Below are 16210 nucleotides of genomic sequence, written 5' to 3'. Positions count from 1 at the left end.
GGCGTGTTCACGGCGGAATATTATCCTGATCATAAATTCCCCCTGCGCCGTGGAGTGCTCCCATGCCCGTTAAAGCCTTGTTCCGACCTTTCCATCTTGGCGCGCTGGAGTTGCCGACCCGTGTCGTCATGGCGCCGATGACCCGTTCGTTTTCCCCGGGCGGCGTACCCAATTCGAAAGTCATCGAGTATTACCGCAAGCGTGCGGCGGCGGGTGTCGGCCTGATCATCAGCGAAGGCACCACCGTCGGTCACCTGGCATCCAATGGTTATCCGAACGTGCCGCAGTTCTACGGCGAAGCGGCCCTGGCCGGCTGGAAAAAGGTTGTCGACGCGGTACACGCCGAAGGTGGCAAGATCGTTCCGCAGCTCTGGCACGTGGGTAATGTGCGGCGCCTGGGCACTGAGCCAGACGCCAGCGTGCCGGGTTATGGCCCGTGCGAGAAGCTCAAGGACGGTCAGGTCGTGGTGCACGGAATGACCCAGCAGGACATCGACGCGGTGATCGCGGCATTTGCCCAGGCCGCCCGTGATGCCCAAAGCATCGGCATGGACGGTGTCGAGATCCATGGCGCCCACGGCTACCTGATCGACCAATTCTTCTGGGAAGGCACCAACCAGCGGACTGACGAATACGCTGGCAGCCTGGCCAAGCGTTCACGTTTTGCCATCGAGCTGATCCAGGCCGTGCGCGCGGCAGTGGGGCCGGACTTCCCGATCATCTTCCGTTTTTCGCAATGGAAGCAGCAGGACTACAGTGCCCGTCTGGTGCAAACGCCGGAGGCCCTGGGCGAATTCCTCAAACCGTTGTCCGACGCCGGCGTGGATATTTTCCACTGCTCCACGCGGCGTTTCTGGGAGCCGGAGTTCGACGGTTCCGAGCTGAACCTGGCGGGCTGGACCCGTCAGCTGACCGGCAAGCCGACCATCACCGTGGGTAGCGTCGGCCTGGATGGCGAGTTCCTGCAGTTCATGGTCAACACCGACAAAGTGGCTCAGCCGGCGAGCCTGGAAAAACTGCTGGAGCGTCTGAACAACGACGAGTTCGACCTGGTCGCCGTGGGCCGTGCCCTGCTGGTGGACCCGGATTGGGCGGTGAAGGTACGCGACGGGCGCGAGCAGGACATCCTGCCGTTCAGCCGTGAGGCGTTGATGAGCCTGGTGTAAGCGGCCGCGCCGATGATGGTGGCTGTGCGGCCGCCATCGCCGGCAAGCCAGTTACAGGTTTGGTGGTGTTTTCAGGAGGGCGGTTGTCGCGACGACATCCGCCGGCATGGCCGAAACATGTTTATCCACAGGCGGAGCGTCGCAGGCTTCGCGCAACTGCTTCTCGAACTGCTCGACAATCGCCCCCCAGCCCTGCCGGCTGGCATGCTGGCGGGCGTTGAGGCGCACATTGCGCAAGGTCTCCCGACCTTCCAGCAACCAGCAGGCGGCATCGCAGAACGCCTCCTCGTCGCCAGGCATGGCCAGCACGCCGTTGTAACCATGGCGGATATGCTGGGCCGCCGCGGCCTCATCGTAAGCCACCACCCCCAACCCTGACGCCAGTGCCTCGAGCACCACATTGCCGAAGGTTTCGGTAAGGCTCGGAAACAGGAACAGATCCGCCGACGCATAGTGGCAGGCCAAGGCCTCGCCCCGCTGTGTGCCGCAGAAAATCGCCTCGGGCAATTCCTTTTCCAGCACGCAGCGTTGTGGACCATCGCCGACCACGACCAACTTCATCCGCCGCTGTGGATAAGTCTCCCGCAGACGCTCGCAGGTTCGCTTGAGCAAACCGAGGTTTTTCTCGGTCGCCAGCCGTCCGACATACAGCAACGCGATATCACCGTCCGCCAGCCCCCAGCTGTCGCGCAGGGCACTCAAACGCTTGGCCGGATGGAACAACTGGCTGTCGACGCCACGGGAGAGCAGTTCCAGACGCTCGAAATGCCGCCGCTCCAGCTCCATGCGCTGGCTGACGCTGGGCACCAGGGTCAGCTTGGAGCGGTTGTGGAACCAGCGCAGGTAGTGGGTCAGTACGCGCGTCAGCAAACCCATGCCGTATTGATGGGAATACTGCTGGAAGTTGGTGTGGAAACCGCTGACCACGGAAATGCCCAAACGCCTGGCCGCGCGCAGGGCCGACAAGCCGAGGGGGCCTTCAGTGGCGATATACAGCACGTCCGGGCGTTGGCTTTTCCAGCGCCGCAGCAACTTGTGCATCGACGACTGCCCCCATTGCAGGCCGGGATAGCCGGGCAGCGGCCAGCCACGGCAGAGCAGCAGTTCGGTGTCGCTGGGACGGGCCTGGTCGCAGCTCTGGCGCGGGCGGACCAGCTCGATCTGATGCCCGCGGGCGCGCAATCCGTCGCACAAGCGGCCAAGGGTATTGGCCACGCCATTGATTTCCGGTGGGAAGGTTTCGGTGATCAGGGTGATATGCAGAGCTGTCGTCATGTTTACAGTGTCGCTCCGGGCGGTTGCGACACTGTGGCTGTTTGATGATGGATTTGTGACGAGGTGGCGTGAATGCCTCAGCGCTTCTCGCTGGCCACGGCTTCTTCGCCGCGCTCACGGACCCAGAACAAGGTCGCCCCGGCATCATCACGATGTTGACCACCGGCACCCGCAGCGCCAGGCCATGCCGTCGCCCTCGATATAGACGGTCAACGGCAGGTCTGGACGGGTTATCCGATAAAAGCTGGTCAGTACAAAGCTATCGGTATCGACCTGATCACGCGGCAAATTGCCTGTGCGCGGGGGGGCTCGGCGTGCTGATTTGGATCGGCGCAACCTGTGAGGATTGCCGGCAGCCACCGCCCCTAAGTGCTCATTGGGGTTGGACTGATAGTTGGCGAAGGTCCTGGGCCATGCATTCGAGCATCGGTTGCCATTGATCCGGCCCCGGCTGGCGGAACAGCCGCAGGCTCGGGTACCAGGGCGAATCGTCCCGCTCCAGCAACCAGCGCCAACAAGGCACGAACGGTAACATGACCCAGCCCGGGCGCCCTAGCGCGCCCGCCAGATGGATCGGCGCCGAGTCCACGGAGATCGTCAGGTCGATCAGCATCATCAGGGCCGCGGTGTCTTCGAAATCGAGAATTTCATCACTCAGCGACACCAGGGACATGCCCTCGGGTGGCGTGGCGGCCTGGGCGCTGGCCGGACCTTTCTGCAAGGCCAGGAAGGTGACGCCCGGCTGGGCCAAAGGTGCCAGATCGCTCAGGGCGATTGAGCGCCGGAGATCGTTACAGTGGGTCGGACGACCGGCCCAGACCAGCCCGACCAGTGGCCGTGGCAAGTTCGCCAGCCGGGCGCGCCATTTTTCCACGTGGCTCGGATCCGCACTCAGGTACGCCACGCTGCCTGGCAGATCGCTCGGTTGCAGGTTCATGGCCAGTGGCAGACTCATCAGTTCGCAATGAAAATCGAAGTCCGGTGGCAACTCGTTATAGGCAATGACGTCCTCGCTGCCCAGGTAACGCCGGGCCAGTCCGAGGCTTTCCGGATTGACCTGGAAGACCACTCGCGCGCCGCAGCGATTGCGGGCCCAGGCCACCATGCGGATGAACTGAAAGGTATCGCCGAAGCCCTGCTCATCGTGGATCAGCAGGGTCTTGCCAGGGATCGGTTGGCCCTGCCAGCGCGGTCGCTGCACTCGCCGGGCCAGCGCCTGGGTGTGCTGTTGTTCGTAGCGAAAACGGTATTCCTGCCAGCCCCGAGTGAAGTTACCGAGCAGCAGGAGGGTTTCGGCCAGATCGAAACGAGCCGCCATGTTGGCCGGCTGCGCTTGCACGATCATTTCCTGGATCGACAGGGTTTCGACGATACGGCCTTGCAGGCGAATGGCCCGACCCAGCAGATGCCAGAGGGCAAGCGGGCCCCGGATCGACCCCGGAAACGCGGTCAAAGCCTGTTCGAAGGCTACAGTGGCCTCTTCCTCGCGACCACTTTCCAGAAGCAGTACGGCTCGCGCGATCATCGCCTCTTCGGTCACCGGGCCAGGCAATACCAGCGCCTGATTGAAATGCTCCAGGGGCTCATCGTGCTGATCGGTAGCCTGAAGCGCATTGCCTATGGCGTTGTGGACACGGGTGTCGTTGGGCGCCAATGCCGGCGCTTGCCGTGCGCACCGCTGGGTCTCGTCATTTTTCAAAACGAGGGCTCGTGCCGTGAGGCCACCGACATGCTGGGGAGCAAACGTGTTCAGTGCATCCAGCCAGCGCAACGCCTCGCCATGATTCAAGCGTTGCGTTTCGGCTTCGGCGATATTCAGGTACGCATCGATCAGCCGGGGGTTGAGTTCGATGGCCCGTCGTCCGGCCGCCACCGCATCGTCGAAATGCCCTTGTGAACTCAGCAAGAAAGACAGGTTGCTGTATACCTCGGCGTAATTCGGGTCGAGGGTCAACGCCTGTTTGTAATGCCACTCGGCACGGTCCGGTCGATCCAGGCGGCGATAGGTGTTGGCCAGATTGTTGTGCGCCTGTGCAGACTCCGGTCGCAGGGTTACGACGCGTTTTAAACACTCTAGGCTGTCGTCCAGTTTGCCGCTTTCCTGCAGGATGATCCCCAGGTTGCTCCAGGCATCCACCAGCGCGGGATCCAGCGCAACGGCCTGTCGACCGGCCTGTTCGGCCTCCACCAGCAGGCCTTGTTGTCGGCACATTTCGGCAAGGTTACTGAAGTAAATCGCCGGTGCGCTCAACGTCAGGCAGGCCTGACGCATGTAGGTGACTGCCAACTCCAGCCGACCAAAAGCGTGGGCAATCAGCCCGAGTAAATGCAGCGCGTCGGCCTGTTGTGGCCATTGCGCCAAGATGCGCTGACACAGCTGCTCGGCCTTTTGTGCCTGACCCGCGTTCCAGTGTTGATGGGCCAGGGTCATGGCTTCGGAGAGCGTCAATTGCGTGCTTCCGGACGCTGTCGGTGTGCCGTTCATACGGGCTCTTCCAATTCGGGAGTGGAGACTGTTGTGCAAAGGATTTTCGTACACATCCGCTGCCGACCGAAAGATAAACGCCCATCGTTCATGACTGAAAAATGGGCGTTATCCGGTGAACTCAATTTAACGGATCAGAACTGCCAGCGCACCTGCACATCACCGGTATTGGCGGTGTATCCGGTTTAGCCGACTTACTTTACGATCCCACCATTGGCGTTGCCTCGATGCAAGGACTCAAAGGGCGGTATCAAATTGATAAATTTTAGGATGAAGGCCAGATGATATCACTTAGGGCGTGCGTGATTCCTTCCCCCCCAGTGTAGGAGGCCTACTACCTAGACCTCCCGCTTGACTCGGTAGACCGTTGCAACAGGGTGCCGGAACGGTTGTGCTATCAGTGCCATGTGTACCAGCCTTGTGTATCAGTGGGCTGGGAAAGGGCAGTTCAAGCGTGATTAGCGAACGGTCTCTAAAAGGTTTGCGCTGCCTCAGCACTTCTCGCTGGCCACGGCTTCTTCACCGCGCTCACGAACCCAGAACAAGGTCGCCCCGGCCACGGCGGCAGGCATCATCACGATGTTGACCACCGGCACCAGCAGCACCAGGTAGACGATCCCGCCAAAGCTCATGCACTGCCAGCGTTTCTGCCGCAGCCAGGCGAGCATGCCCTGCCAGCTCAGCTTGTGGTTGTCCGCCGGGTAGTCGATGTACTGCGAAATGGGCACGCATCGTCTGAAAGCCACGTCGTTCACAGCCCTTTCCCAAGGGAGTGAGAGGGAAATGTATCAGTGATATGGAGGTCTTGAAAAGCTGTCGTCATAGGGCTTTGATAGACCCAGCTGGATCACTGTTCGGAGCTTTTGGTAATGAATGAATTGCGTGTGGCTGGTAAGATTCGTGGATACTCTGACCCCCTCTGATCGAAGCCTTCGTATGGCTAAGGTGAGGTCAAAGGGCACCAAGCCGGAAATGGCGGTACGTCGGTTACTTTTTTCGATGGGGTATCGCTATCGACTTCACGACCGTAGCCTTCCAGGCAGCCCGGACATCATCTTCAAGAGCAAGAAGAAAGTCATTTTCGTTCATGGATGCTTTTGGCATCGACACGAGGGCTGTCGGTTTGCAAGATTGCCCAAATCGCGGCCGGACTTCTGGATTCCAAAATTGGAAGGCAACAGAGAACGCGATGCACGCACGCTGCTTCAGCTAAAGTCACAGGGGTGGGACGCTTTTGTGATTTGGGAATGTGAGCTTAAAGATTTGAATTTATTAGAGAAAAGGCTGAATGGCTTTCTTGAACGGGGGAACACGCAATGAAATCCGTTGAGCTATTCGCGGGGGCTGGTGGCCTTGCCATGGGGTGTGAAATAGCGGGGTTTTCACATCTGGCGGTCGTCGAGTGGGATAAATGGGCGTGTGATACCGTTCGCGAAAATAAGAAGCGTGGTTACCCTCTGGTGCAGCACTGGAATCTGCACGAAGGTGATGTGCGTGGTTTCGACTGGAGCAGCATTCCGGAAGGTATTGAGCTGCTCGCTGGTGGTCCACCGTGCCAACCATTCTCCATCGGTGGCAAGCATGGGGCGTACGATGATCGTCGTGACATGTTTCCCGCGACCGTTGAAATTATCCGTACGTTGAAACCAAAAGCGTTCATCGTGGAGAACGTCAAGGGGCTGACGCGGGCTGCATTTGCAAATTACTACCAGTACATTTTGCTTCAGCTTGAGTTCCCAGAGCTGCCACGTCGAAAAGACGAAGGGTGGCATGATCATTTGATGCGCCTGCAAGCAGAGCGAACGTCCGGTAAGCGCAAAGGCAAAGGGCATACCTACAACGTGGTTCCAACCCTCGTGAACGCCGCAGATTATGGTGTGCCACAGAAGCGGGAACGGGTCTTCATTGTTGGTTTTAGGGACGATCTCGGCGTTGAATGGTCCTTTCCAGAGGAAACCCATAGCTACGATGCCTTGCTGCACTCGCAATGGGTTACCGGCGAGTACTGGGCTCGGCATGGTCTCAAAATGCCAGAAGTCCCAGCCAAGCTTTGGTCACGTGTTTGTAAGCTGAGAAGCGGTCTTCTTCCCATTGATAAATTGCCATGGAGGACGGTGCGTGACGCTATTGCTGATCTTCCTGATCCAGAGACCAAGGCCGCGTTGAAAGTACCTAACCATACGTTCCAAGGCGGCGCTCGTTCATACCCTGGTCACACCGGTAGCCCATTGGATTTACCAGCCAAAACCCTGAAAGCCGGGGATCATGGTGTCCCAGGCGGGGAGAACATGCTGGTCAAGGAAAATGGCGACGTTCGTTATTTCACGATTCGCGAAAGCGCTCGCATTCAAACCTTCCCCGATGGTTTCCGATTCCATGGAAGTTGGTCCGAAACGATGCGGCAGCTTGGTAACGCGGTGCCCGTCCTACTCGCGCAGCAGGTGGCTTCGAGTGTCGCGGAAAAATTGGCAATCGCTGAGATCATCCGCATTCAGAAAACCGTCAAGAAGGTGGTAAACGTCGCATGACGGGCAATGTCATTCCATTCAATCCGCTGGACAAGAAAAATCTAGGTGCAAGCGTTGCCGAAGCGTTGCTGTCGAAGGAAGTTCATCCGCTCGACGCGATACCGGCTTTCGATGGGGCAGGGGTGTATGCGATTTACTACACCGGTGACTTTCCTGCATATGCGCGCTTAGCGTCGTTGAATCAAAGTGGACAGTTCATGTTGCCGATTTATGTAGGCAAAGCTGTTCCTGCTGGTGCTCGAATGGGGGGTGATTTAGGTTCCTCTCCGGGAAAGGTTCTTCAAAAGCGGTTAAAGGAACACGCTGACAGCATTCGGTCTGCCGAGAACCTGAATATCGAAGATTTCCACTGCCGTTTTTTGGTCGTGGACGACATTTGGATTCCGTTGGGGGAGTCGCTGATTATTGCTCGATTTACCCCTGTCTGGAATTCTCTGATTGATGGTTTCGGTAACCACAATCCAGGTAAGGGGCGGCATGCTGGCATGCGCCCTCGCTGGGACGTATTGCATCCAGGCCGATCATGGGCATTGAGTTTGGCCGAAAGGCCCGAGAAGGCGAAGGACATCGCTGAAGACGCGGCAACCTACCTTCGCGAGCGAACCCCAAGCCTTTCTACTCAATTCATCAAAGCGGAAGGTGAATAGCAGCTTCTACATGCAGCTAATGCCTCCGCCCTCGCTCAATTGCTAAGTCACCTATTTTAAGATCAGTACAATCTGCCATGTATTCATGGCGGATTGCCTTGTGGTGGCCTATAGACATCTACCGCGTAATGGAATACGGTGAAGAAAACGGCTTATCATAAGCTAGCTTGAGCGAAGGGATCATGACTCAATGCGGATAAATGAAAGTAGTGAGAAATTTGAGTTATACATACTTTCGCTATGGTTTTTATTTCTGCTGATTATAATTGTCACAATTGATATTCCGTTTTGTTATGGTGATGATTGTAAGTTCATAGGCTTTTTATCTCTACTTGAACGAAATGTGGTTTCTGTTATTGCGTTCGCGTTTTTACTTTTTGGTACGGTGTACTACTTTCGGTTCGACTACCGTATCGCTGGAAGTAAAAGCATTGCGGCAAGAGTGGTTAAGATCGAAGATGTGAATTATGAACATCTTACGTTTCTAACAACCTACATTATTCCATTAATTTGTTTTAATTTGACAAACGTAAGGTACTTGCTCGCCCTGGGTGTTTTGTTGTTTGTCATTGGCGTTATATACGTCAAAACTGATAAGTTTTACGCCAATCCGACTTTGGCGGTCCTCGGTTTTAGGGTGTATAAAATAAATTTGCAGACGCGCGTGCGGTTGTTGGAAGGCATAGTAGTTATTTCAAAAGAGCGCTTGGCCGAAGGGGACCAAATAAGTCGCTTAGGCCTGGATGATAAAGTCTACTTCGTAAGGAAAGCGTAATGACTATAGATGAGTTGAAAACGCAGATATCGGCGGTTATCGCCGATAAATGTGGGGCTGAAATCTATTTTCTTTTAGATTCCGACAATGGCATGCAGATAAAAAAAGCGGATATTGATGAGGTTCCGCAGGCTGAATTAACTAATATGTTTGTTGAGGCGATAACGAACAGAATTCTTCTGAATGATGACCTTTCCCTAATCGAGCTTTCGAGCGCCGATGATCGTAGGGAAACGGTTTATCACTATGACCTGCCTGATGTCCCTGATGAGCTACAACACCTGAGAAGCATCATTGCGGCTGATAACTTTGACGAGTTTTCTTTCGCGGAAGATAGGCTTAATAATCTTGAGGGGATATTGATTTTGCTCGGTAATGTAGAGCATCAGATGGCGTTGTATAAATATCAATATCCTGTTGCGTTGCTGCGTAAAGATACAGGCTTCAACTTGATGCGTGCTCGGGGTAGCAATAGATTCAAAAAGCTCGACGAAGATGTATTGAAGATCAATGCGAAGTTTGAATTTTTTAAAATAGGTGGTCAATATTATATTCTTGATTTGAAGGCGTTGGAAAGGTTTTTTGGGTTTCATGATGCCATCAAAAATATAGCTACTCAAGGTATTGAAAATATCAGGAAGGCAGACTTGGTTGAAAACGTACAGGTGTTTTCTGATAGATTGGATGATATTTCGTTTTCGAGAAAGCTGGTAAGGGCTGCAAGCTCTTCGCCTGTTCTAAATTTGATACCGAATGCAGACGTTATTAGTTTTGCGAGTACGCACCCAGCATTGCGTGGGCGATTCAAGTTTACAGCTGATGGCGAACGATTCAGTTTGCGTACGAAAAAATCTCAGGGTTTATTTTTAAAGCTATTGAATGATGACTTTCTTCAATCTGAGCTTACAAAGCGATATTATGATAGTTTGGCAAAAGACGCGATTGAAGCGGGCGTGGCAGATGCCGTTGCCGAGGCGATATGATATTTCCAATATTTTGACCCTGCTGGTTAGTAGGGTCAACTCACAGTGCGTCTTCTTTGGTTCTTGCTAGTTAGGATAAGGATCGATCAATGCGCGCCCGTTGGCGACGTTCCTTTCGCTCTGAATCTGTAGATTATGGCAACGACATCGACAGGCTAACTATTTGTTCCAACGCCGCTTTACATGTGGCTTGAGCTGCACAAGCCATAGTGTGGATCGGCTGAAATCGAACCAATGCGGTCGTTCATGAATGGGAGGGTATAGATCCCAAAAAACGATCCACCCCCATTCAATATCAAATTTAGTTGTTTGTTAAATTTAGAGAGAGGTGACCCCCTCTCCTTAACTGGCTTGTTAAAAGCCTTTGATTTCGATATCGTAGAGCACTCTCACTACAAATAGAAAAATAGAATGACCACACTTTCCCAAACCGAGCAAACCAAACGCTCAAACATCATCGACATGGCTATAACATTCACTGCTATGACACGAGTGTTTGAAAAAAATTCAAAACCAAAAATAGCAAAAAAGCTAGAGCAAGTGTTTGCAAAAATTGAAAGCATTCATGTTCAGCAAGATTTTGAGATGCTCCATTCAGATTTCTGCGCTTGGTTTGTAAATACAATACGAACAGCTGAAAAAAATCTTAAAAACAAAAAAATTAAGCCGAGTATGTGCGCATCATATGGGCATGCGGCGAAGGTATTTGATATTGTCGTTAAGGTTTACGTATATTACTCCTCGCTCCCAAATCTCGACATAGCTTCAAAAATCACCCCATATTTACATGGGGCAATTGATACCCCGATCCTGCTCAACCTAAAATCTAAGTACCCAGACGAAAAAATATCAGCAAACAATATCGAGTCGATCAGCAAAATAGAATACGAAAATCTACAAAGACTTGTAGAGAAACATATTTCTGATGATTTCGATAAAGGCATCATTCCAGTCCAGTACGATGATATACAGTGGTATGGGCTCAATCGAAAACCAGATTCAAACGGTAGTTAATTGGCTGATCAGCTGCAATTCAATTGGGAGACCAAGACGATACTCAATTACGCAAAATAAAAATCTAGTGTGTTCGGATCTCCATCCCTCCATACAACGGAATCAGCTAGATGTACCCACTAGTAGCTACCGGTGATTGTATGGAACCGTCCTGAATCCTTACCCCCAGTGGCATTTCACAGTCGTGATACCAATCCCTAATTCTGATACAATCAAGGATCTGTAGTATCCTTGCGCCTTCAACCCTTCAACCCTTACAGTGGTTTTCTCCGTGATCGGAACGCCCAATTTCTTTACTCAACTTTCGCGCGTTTCAAACGTTGTTGGGTCCGTCATGATCTCCCCTTGATTAGATTCTTGATGGGCATTTGCACAGGCTTACCCACCCATTTACATTCGACCTGACCAGATAAATTTATCGGATTTGACCAGCGCGTTACGCGGCCATGACTGGCAGAGAACGCCCCATAGCGGACAGTCGTCACAGGCGGCTTTCGGTCGATTCTGTTGAAAAATTCAACTTGGGCTTTCACAACAGAAAAGTACACGTCTGAGATTGAAGTCCGTGTTTACGCAGACGATTCAGGACTTAGAATTGACGTAGCAGCGTAAAAAATGGCGTTCTCGCTGCTCGATGCACAGGTAGTCAGGTCGGGTCGATGTTTTCAACAGATTCGGCCAAAAGCGGTCACTCACTGCCGACGAAACCGGAGGTGGCTCAATTCACCCTCTTGCTACCATCGTACTCGCGCAGCTTGAAGCGTTTAAGCAAGGTAGCATGGCTGTCTACATTGTGTTTATTGGTGTATATTGCGGCCCAAGAAATCCTGTAGGCTGACTTAGTCAAGCATCGATAAGCGGATTAGAGCTCTTTAGCTCTATGAGAGGTGGGTTGTCATGGAAAGTCGCGCCACATTCAGCTGGCTTCATTTAAGCGATTTGCACGCGGGAATGAGCGACTCTGCTCATCTTTGGTCACAAATAAGGTCTGAAATTTTTAAAGACCTAGAGCGTCACTGTAGCACCCACGGCGCTATTGATCTTGTGATTTTTTCCGGTGACCTGACACAAAGGGCAAAAAAGACAGAATTTGAAAGTGTCTTTAATGACCTCATGGAACTCTGGGAGTTATTTGGCAAGCTGGAGTTAAATCCAAAACTATTTATTGTCCCAGGAAACCATGACTTGACGCGTCCTTCCGAGGACTCATCGGTTGTAACTGCCGTGGATAGCTGGCGCAAACGCGCTAAGGTCAGAGAATCACTTCTATACAACAATGAAAGCAACTCTCGTATAGAAATGATGGAGGCATTTGCAAATTATGAAAACTTCATTCTCAAGCTGATGGATAGTGATATCCCTCTTATCCAGGCTAATAAAGGTATATTTCCAGGAGATAGCTCTGGCTCCTTTGATATAAATGGTCTTCGTGTCGGTATTGTTGGTCTTAACAGTGCGTGGTCACAATTAGAGTCAGGTAAATTTTTTGGCCGATTAGAGTTCTGTGCCGAACAGGTCAACAAAGCCGTAGCAGGAGACATCGTAAAGTGGTCTTTCGCTAACAACATTAATCTTCTCGTTACGCATCACCCAAAGGAATGGTTCAACACAGAGGCGTTAAAGGATTTTAATAACGAGGTTAATCCTCTAGGCCGGTTCGACGCGCATCTGTTTGGGCATGTGCACGAATTGAATGGACGAACTTATGGTTTTGGTGGAAGCCAAGTTAAGCGAGAGTTCCAAGCTGCCTCTCTTTTTGGTTCAGAGGATGTTAAAGACGGTGAAGAGTCCCGCAGACATGGATTCTTGCTTGCAAAGATTGATGCTGAGAAGGAAATTATAACTCTCTGGCCGCGCAAAGCATCTCGTATCTCCGGTGGCGGCTGGCGCGTTAACGTGGATATAGCTGAGCTTCCAGATGGTGGCGATTGTGCCACAAGCGAAATCAAACTTAGAGAGCTACAGTTTAGCTCAAAAAAAAAAGCAATGTAGGCAATTCCAACCACGAGGCGCTACCCACTCCAACTATTTTTCTTGATGATTCTAAAGCTGGAGCTTTTTTAGAGAGACGGCACAAACTTCCTCTGTACCAATCGCACATGGCACTAAGTCATTCCATGATAGATATGGCGCAGTTCAAAAGAATTGCATTGACAGATAGGCTCATCTGGATCGTGGCGCCTTGGGATACTGATGGAGATGTTTTTCTATCTTATGCCCAGAACTTAAACATCCTTCCCAGAATCATATATCGCATTAGCTGTTATAACTACACTGGACCCTCTTCATTTATAGATGCAATGCGGAGCGATTTGGGCCTATCTGTAACAAACCTGGCTCAGCTTGTTTCGCAGGATGAAGAAGCAGCCTTAATATTTGATGATATTCAAAATCATAAATATTCAAGCGGTCTGAGCATGTTTAGTGAGGTGAGAAACGTCGCCGAGTTGCTGGTTAAGCAATGCCCCAAGGTCACTGTGGTCCTTAAAACTACCCATGATGTTGCAAACGCTGGCTTAGATCCCGTGATATTGAAAGTCATGGATGAAGTAGATTGTAGTCGCTACGTTCTAGCGCACCCTTTGGGCTACAGGGTTACTGAAGCTGACCTTGCTGGTGGGGAAATCTACCTAATCACGAGAGGGTCACCGCGAGCCGTTAACAGGTTGTTAGAACGACTTGAGTACATGAGACTCTCTGACATAGCAGGCGAAAACTCTGACGCCGCTCTGCACAATATAGATACAGAAGATACTCCGGAGGTTTTGAAGCTTCAAATAGAACACTTGCAATCCTCACCAGAGCACTTCTACTATGACTTACTGAAGTGCCTTTCAATATTTCCTTATGGTGAAGATATATCAAATTTGAAGTATTTCGACAGAGATAGAATGTTCTACCCTCGAATGGGAGGACCCTTGGTTAAACTTGGACTAGCAGAGGGCGTTCGTTTTTTTATATTTCGCAACGAGCCCGCAGAATTGCCTAAGGTGATTATTGCAAAGACGATAGTTCAAGATTACATTAGATCAAGGCTGGACAAGGAAGAATATAAAAGTCTCACCTCGAAGGCGCTGACTCTTTATTTTGGTAGTGACTGGAAGCTTGGCAAGCCAAAACTAAACAGCAATTTCAATTTGGAAAGCTCGAATTACTCGGCATATGCTATTCGCAATGCGAATACGCTATTGAGGAGAGTGTATAATGATGCGATTGAAATTAACAACCCTCGCGATATACAGGATAGCTTATGTCTTCTAAGCTACTATTCTAGAAAGCTGTTTTTGGCTCACCAGTATAGGTATGTGGTATCGCTATGTCATGTCATTTATTCAAGCCTTCAAAGCAATCGTGACGACCACTTTGTTAAGGAGATCCTTTTTTCGTACGGCAAAAGCTTACGTATGGTGCGTGAATTTGATCGTTCTATTGATGTCATGACTGATCTACTGTCTGCCAAAATCCTAACTATAGAATTTGAGTCTAAGATCTATGTTGATATTGCGCTTAGTCACGATGAAAGAGGAGATCCTGCTGAGGCAGTAGCCGCAGCAAAAATGGCTCTTCTGTATCGAGAGCAAGAGGCGACATATTTCCAAGCGCAGACAATTTTAACCTGCCTAGCTGGGAAAGGTAATAAAAAGAAAAAACTGCTCGACCTGAGAAGCAAGAGCAACAATAAACGCTACTTTGTTGCAGCCAATAATATTTCCATGCGCATTCAACGAATGTTCGGCATAGACACAGAGGCGCAGAGCACTTACAAAGAAATCGCGGATACTGCCAAAAAAAGCGGTGATGTTTTTAACTTCATAAAAGCGACCATTCACTATTCTCGGTTGGTTGCAGTGAACGATACTCATCTTTCCGACAAGGAAATGAGAAATTTATTCTTTGCTTATCATGTTGTATATAGCCAAAGGCTGACCAATTTATTCTGTGATGGTCATTTCGCATTGTGGTTTGAGTATGAAGGACTCGGAGAGGTTTCTATGCTCGTATCATTATTCAAACAGGGATCGCTTATCTTTCGCCTCAATGCCGATGAGCATAAAGAGAAATTCTATCTGTCGCGGCTTTTAGGTGGTCACATTATTCCGGCGGAAACGGTTTTTTCGTCAGCGTCGACTGAAGACAGAAATTTTTTGATTGAGAGACTACAGATGTTAAAACTTGGCCGTGCTGAAGAAGTTGATGGCGCTCAGACGATAGTTCTTGAATTAGGTAATTTTTAGATGGTAAAAAGCTAGAAAGATGAGATTTCGGCATTCGCCCATACGAAAGGACTATTTCCAACTTAAAGTCGGCCCTCGCAGAGGGCTTGTGCTACCTATCGGTTGAAAATCTACTGCCAAATAGTTTATGGTATTATTTTTGGTCAGTCACCACTAGCTTCTTCTGGTCGAATGTTGCCTGTTACGAACGGCTGAAATTGACCAAAGACTCTGGCCCCGCCGTGCCGGATATTTGTAGTCGTAGAGACTCATGACTGAATGATCGGGGTGAGGGGTGTGCAGGAGGCAGTTACTACAAATCCCGCTCTTTGACGAGCTGGTAGCAACTCTATTCAGGTCAGGCTTTGTTCCAATGACGTTTGACCGTAGCAATACCAATCTTTAGCTCTGCTGCTGTCTGTGCCTGTGTCATATCTTTTGCCTTGAGGTGTTGCACTGATGCTGTCGTGCCTGTCGCATCGGGCCTGCCCAGCTTCTTGCCTTCAGCTTTGGCCCGCTTCAGCCCTTGTTGAGTGCGTTCGATAAGCAAGTCACGTTCAAATTCAGCCACTGCCCCCAGCACCTGCATCGTCATCTTGCCTGCTGCACTGGTGAGGTCTACACCACCTAGGGCTAGACAGTGAACACGAATGCCGGTAGCTGCCAAGTGTTCGACAGTCTGACGTACGTCCATGGAGTTTCGGCCAAGACGGTCCAGCTTGGTCACGATCAGTACGTCAGATGATTCCATACGTTCAAGCAGCTTCTGAAAGCCTGACCGTTCCTTCGCAGCGATGCTGCCCGAGACGACTTCCTCAATCACCCGGCTAGCCTGAACATCAAAGCCAGCGGCCTTCACTTCTTGTATTTGGTTCTCAGTGAATTGGGTTGATGTACTGACGCGGCAGTACAGGAAGGTGCGGGACATGGCGAGGCTCCGTGGTATCGCTTAACGTGGTGTCATTATGCAGTGGTATCACAAATGTCATAATGCTATTTTTATGATTCCTGATACCTTGCGTCTGGGCGGTATCGTTTAACGGTCGTTTTATGAGCCCTACAGGTTCATCGATTTGGAAGTTTTAGAATTTGTGATCGAGTGCTAGTAGCATTTTGCTACCCG

12 protein-coding genes and 2 pseudogenes are annotated in these 16210 nt (G+C 51.2%); 9 read left to right on the top strand and 5 right to left on the bottom strand.

Features of this window, described 5'->3' with window-relative positions:
- The first annotated feature begins 62 nt into the window (after positions 1 to 62).
- Positions 63 to 1166: an NADH:flavin oxidoreductase gene (locus AC07T0_RS10460; protein WP_495001108.1), complete on the top strand. Its 1104-nt coding sequence runs from the start codon at positions 63 to 65 to the stop codon at positions 1164 to 1166.
- Between the two features lie 51 nt (positions 1167 to 1217).
- Here AC07T0_RS10460 and AC07T0_RS10455 read toward each other — a convergent pair whose 3' ends face one another.
- The 4 genes and pseudogenes from AC07T0_RS10455 to AC07T0_RS10440 all read right to left on the bottom strand — a co-directional run.
- Positions 1218 to 2441, bottom strand: coding sequence for a glycosyltransferase family 4 protein (locus AC07T0_RS10455; protein ID WP_495001107.1), 1224 nt, complete (start codon positions 2439 to 2441; stop codon positions 1218 to 1220).
- Positions 2442 to 2518: 77 nt separating this feature from the next.
- Positions 2519 to 2622: pseudogene (locus AC07T0_RS10450) on the bottom strand (sulfate transporter CysZ); the annotation flags it as partial.
- A gap of 192 nt (positions 2623 to 2814) precedes the next feature.
- Positions 2815 to 4926 (bottom strand): tetratricopeptide repeat protein, encoded by a 2112-nt coding sequence (locus AC07T0_RS10445; protein WP_495001106.1) that lies wholly within the window; start codon positions 4924 to 4926, stop codon positions 2815 to 2817.
- 491 nt (positions 4927 to 5417) lie between these two features.
- Positions 5418 to 5642 (bottom strand): annotated as a pseudogene (locus tag AC07T0_RS10440) (EI24 domain-containing protein); the annotation flags it as partial.
- 184 nt (positions 5643 to 5826) lie between these two features.
- Here AC07T0_RS10440 and AC07T0_RS10435 point away from each other — a divergent pair.
- The 8 genes from AC07T0_RS10435 to AC07T0_RS10400 all read left to right on the top strand — a co-directional run bounded on the left by AC07T0_RS10435 (position 5827) and on the right by AC07T0_RS10400 (position 15108).
- A complete protein-coding gene (locus AC07T0_RS10435) occupies positions 5827 to 6246 on the top strand; it encodes a very short patch repair endonuclease (RefSeq protein WP_495001105.1) in 420 nt (139 codons plus the stop codon).
- Positions 6243 to 7454, top strand: coding sequence for a DNA cytosine methyltransferase (locus tag AC07T0_RS10430; protein WP_495001104.1), 1212 nt, complete (start codon positions 6243 to 6245; stop codon positions 7452 to 7454). Before AC07T0_RS10435 ends, AC07T0_RS10430 begins: the two co-directional genes overlap by 4 nt.
- Positions 7451 to 8101 carry an Eco29kI family restriction endonuclease gene (locus AC07T0_RS10425; protein ID WP_177101109.1) on the top strand — a complete coding sequence of 217 codons (651 nt, stop codon included), beginning with the start codon at positions 7451 to 7453 and terminating at the stop codon, positions 8099 to 8101. The genes AC07T0_RS10430 and AC07T0_RS10425 overlap by 4 nt, the downstream gene beginning before the upstream one ends.
- 190 nt (positions 8102 to 8291) lie before the next feature.
- Positions 8292 to 8876: an anti-phage protein KwaA gene (gene kwaA / locus AC07T0_RS10420; protein ID WP_495001103.1), complete on the top strand. Its 585-nt coding sequence runs from the start codon at positions 8292 to 8294 to the stop codon at positions 8874 to 8876.
- The gene (kwaB, locus tag AC07T0_RS10415) at positions 8876 to 9859 is read left to right on the top strand and encodes an anti-phage protein KwaB (RefSeq protein ID WP_495001102.1); all 984 of its coding nucleotides are present in this window, start codon (positions 8876 to 8878) and stop codon (positions 9857 to 9859) included. The genes kwaA and kwaB overlap by 1 nt, the downstream gene beginning before the upstream one ends.
- A 411-nt stretch (positions 9860 to 10270) precedes the next feature.
- A complete protein-coding gene (locus AC07T0_RS10410; protein ID WP_495001101.1) occupies positions 10271 to 10873 on the top strand; it encodes a hypothetical protein in 603 nt (200 codons plus the stop codon).
- A gap of 897 nt (positions 10874 to 11770) precedes the next feature.
- Positions 11771 to 12865, top strand: a complete 1095-nt coding sequence (locus AC07T0_RS10405) for a metallophosphoesterase family protein (protein WP_495001100.1) — start codon at positions 11771 to 11773, stop codon at positions 12863 to 12865.
- A gap of 134 nt (positions 12866 to 12999) precedes the next feature.
- Entirely contained in the window at positions 13000 to 15108 is a 2109-nt protein-coding gene (locus AC07T0_RS10400) for a hypothetical protein (protein WP_495001099.1), read from the top strand.
- A gap of 337 nt (positions 15109 to 15445) precedes the next feature.
- Here the strand turns inward: AC07T0_RS10400 and AC07T0_RS10395 are convergent, their stop codons facing one another.
- Positions 15446 to 16015, bottom strand: a complete 570-nt coding sequence (locus tag AC07T0_RS10395) for a recombinase family protein (protein ID WP_495001098.1) — start codon at positions 16013 to 16015, stop codon at positions 15446 to 15448.
- Positions 16016 to 16210 lie beyond the last annotated feature (195 nt).

The organism is Pseudomonas sp. GW821-FHT04D07 (assembly GCF_059420225.1).
The sequence above is the reverse complement of the archived record's forward strand: the minus strand, read 5'-3'. Positions and strand labels throughout refer to the sequence as shown.

Excerpts from the sequence above, each read along its gene's own strand:
- AC07T0_RS10395 (WP_495001098.1), bottom strand. The coding sequence starts at position 16,015 with ATGTCCCGCACCTTCCTGTACTGCCGCGTCAGTACATCAACCCAATTC.
- AC07T0_RS10405 (WP_495001100.1), top strand. The coding sequence starts at position 11,771 with ATGGAAAGTCGCGCCACATTCAGCTGGCTTCATTTAAGCGATTTGCAC.
- AC07T0_RS10425 (WP_177101109.1), top strand. The coding sequence starts at position 7,451 with ATGACGGGCAATGTCATTCCATTCAATCCGCTGGACAAGAAAAATCTA.
- kwaA (WP_495001103.1), top strand. The coding sequence starts at position 8,292 with ATGCGGATAAATGAAAGTAGTGAGAAATTTGAGTTATACATACTTTCG.
- AC07T0_RS10445 (WP_495001106.1), bottom strand. The coding sequence starts at position 4,926 with ATGAACGGCACACCGACAGCGTCCGGAAGCACGCAATTGACGCTCTCC.
- AC07T0_RS10400 (WP_495001099.1), top strand. The coding sequence starts at position 13,000 with ATGGCGCAGTTCAAAAGAATTGCATTGACAGATAGGCTCATCTGGATC.
- AC07T0_RS10455 (WP_495001107.1), bottom strand. The coding sequence starts at position 2,441 with ATGACGACAGCTCTGCATATCACCCTGATCACCGAAACCTTCCCACCG.
- kwaB (WP_495001102.1), top strand. The coding sequence starts at position 8,876 with ATGACTATAGATGAGTTGAAAACGCAGATATCGGCGGTTATCGCCGAT.
- AC07T0_RS10460 (WP_495001108.1), top strand. The coding sequence starts at position 63 with ATGCCCGTTAAAGCCTTGTTCCGACCTTTCCATCTTGGCGCGCTGGAG.
- AC07T0_RS10410 (WP_495001101.1), top strand. The coding sequence starts at position 10,271 with ATGACCACACTTTCCCAAACCGAGCAAACCAAACGCTCAAACATCATC.
- AC07T0_RS10430 (WP_495001104.1), top strand. The coding sequence starts at position 6,243 with ATGAAATCCGTTGAGCTATTCGCGGGGGCTGGTGGCCTTGCCATGGGG.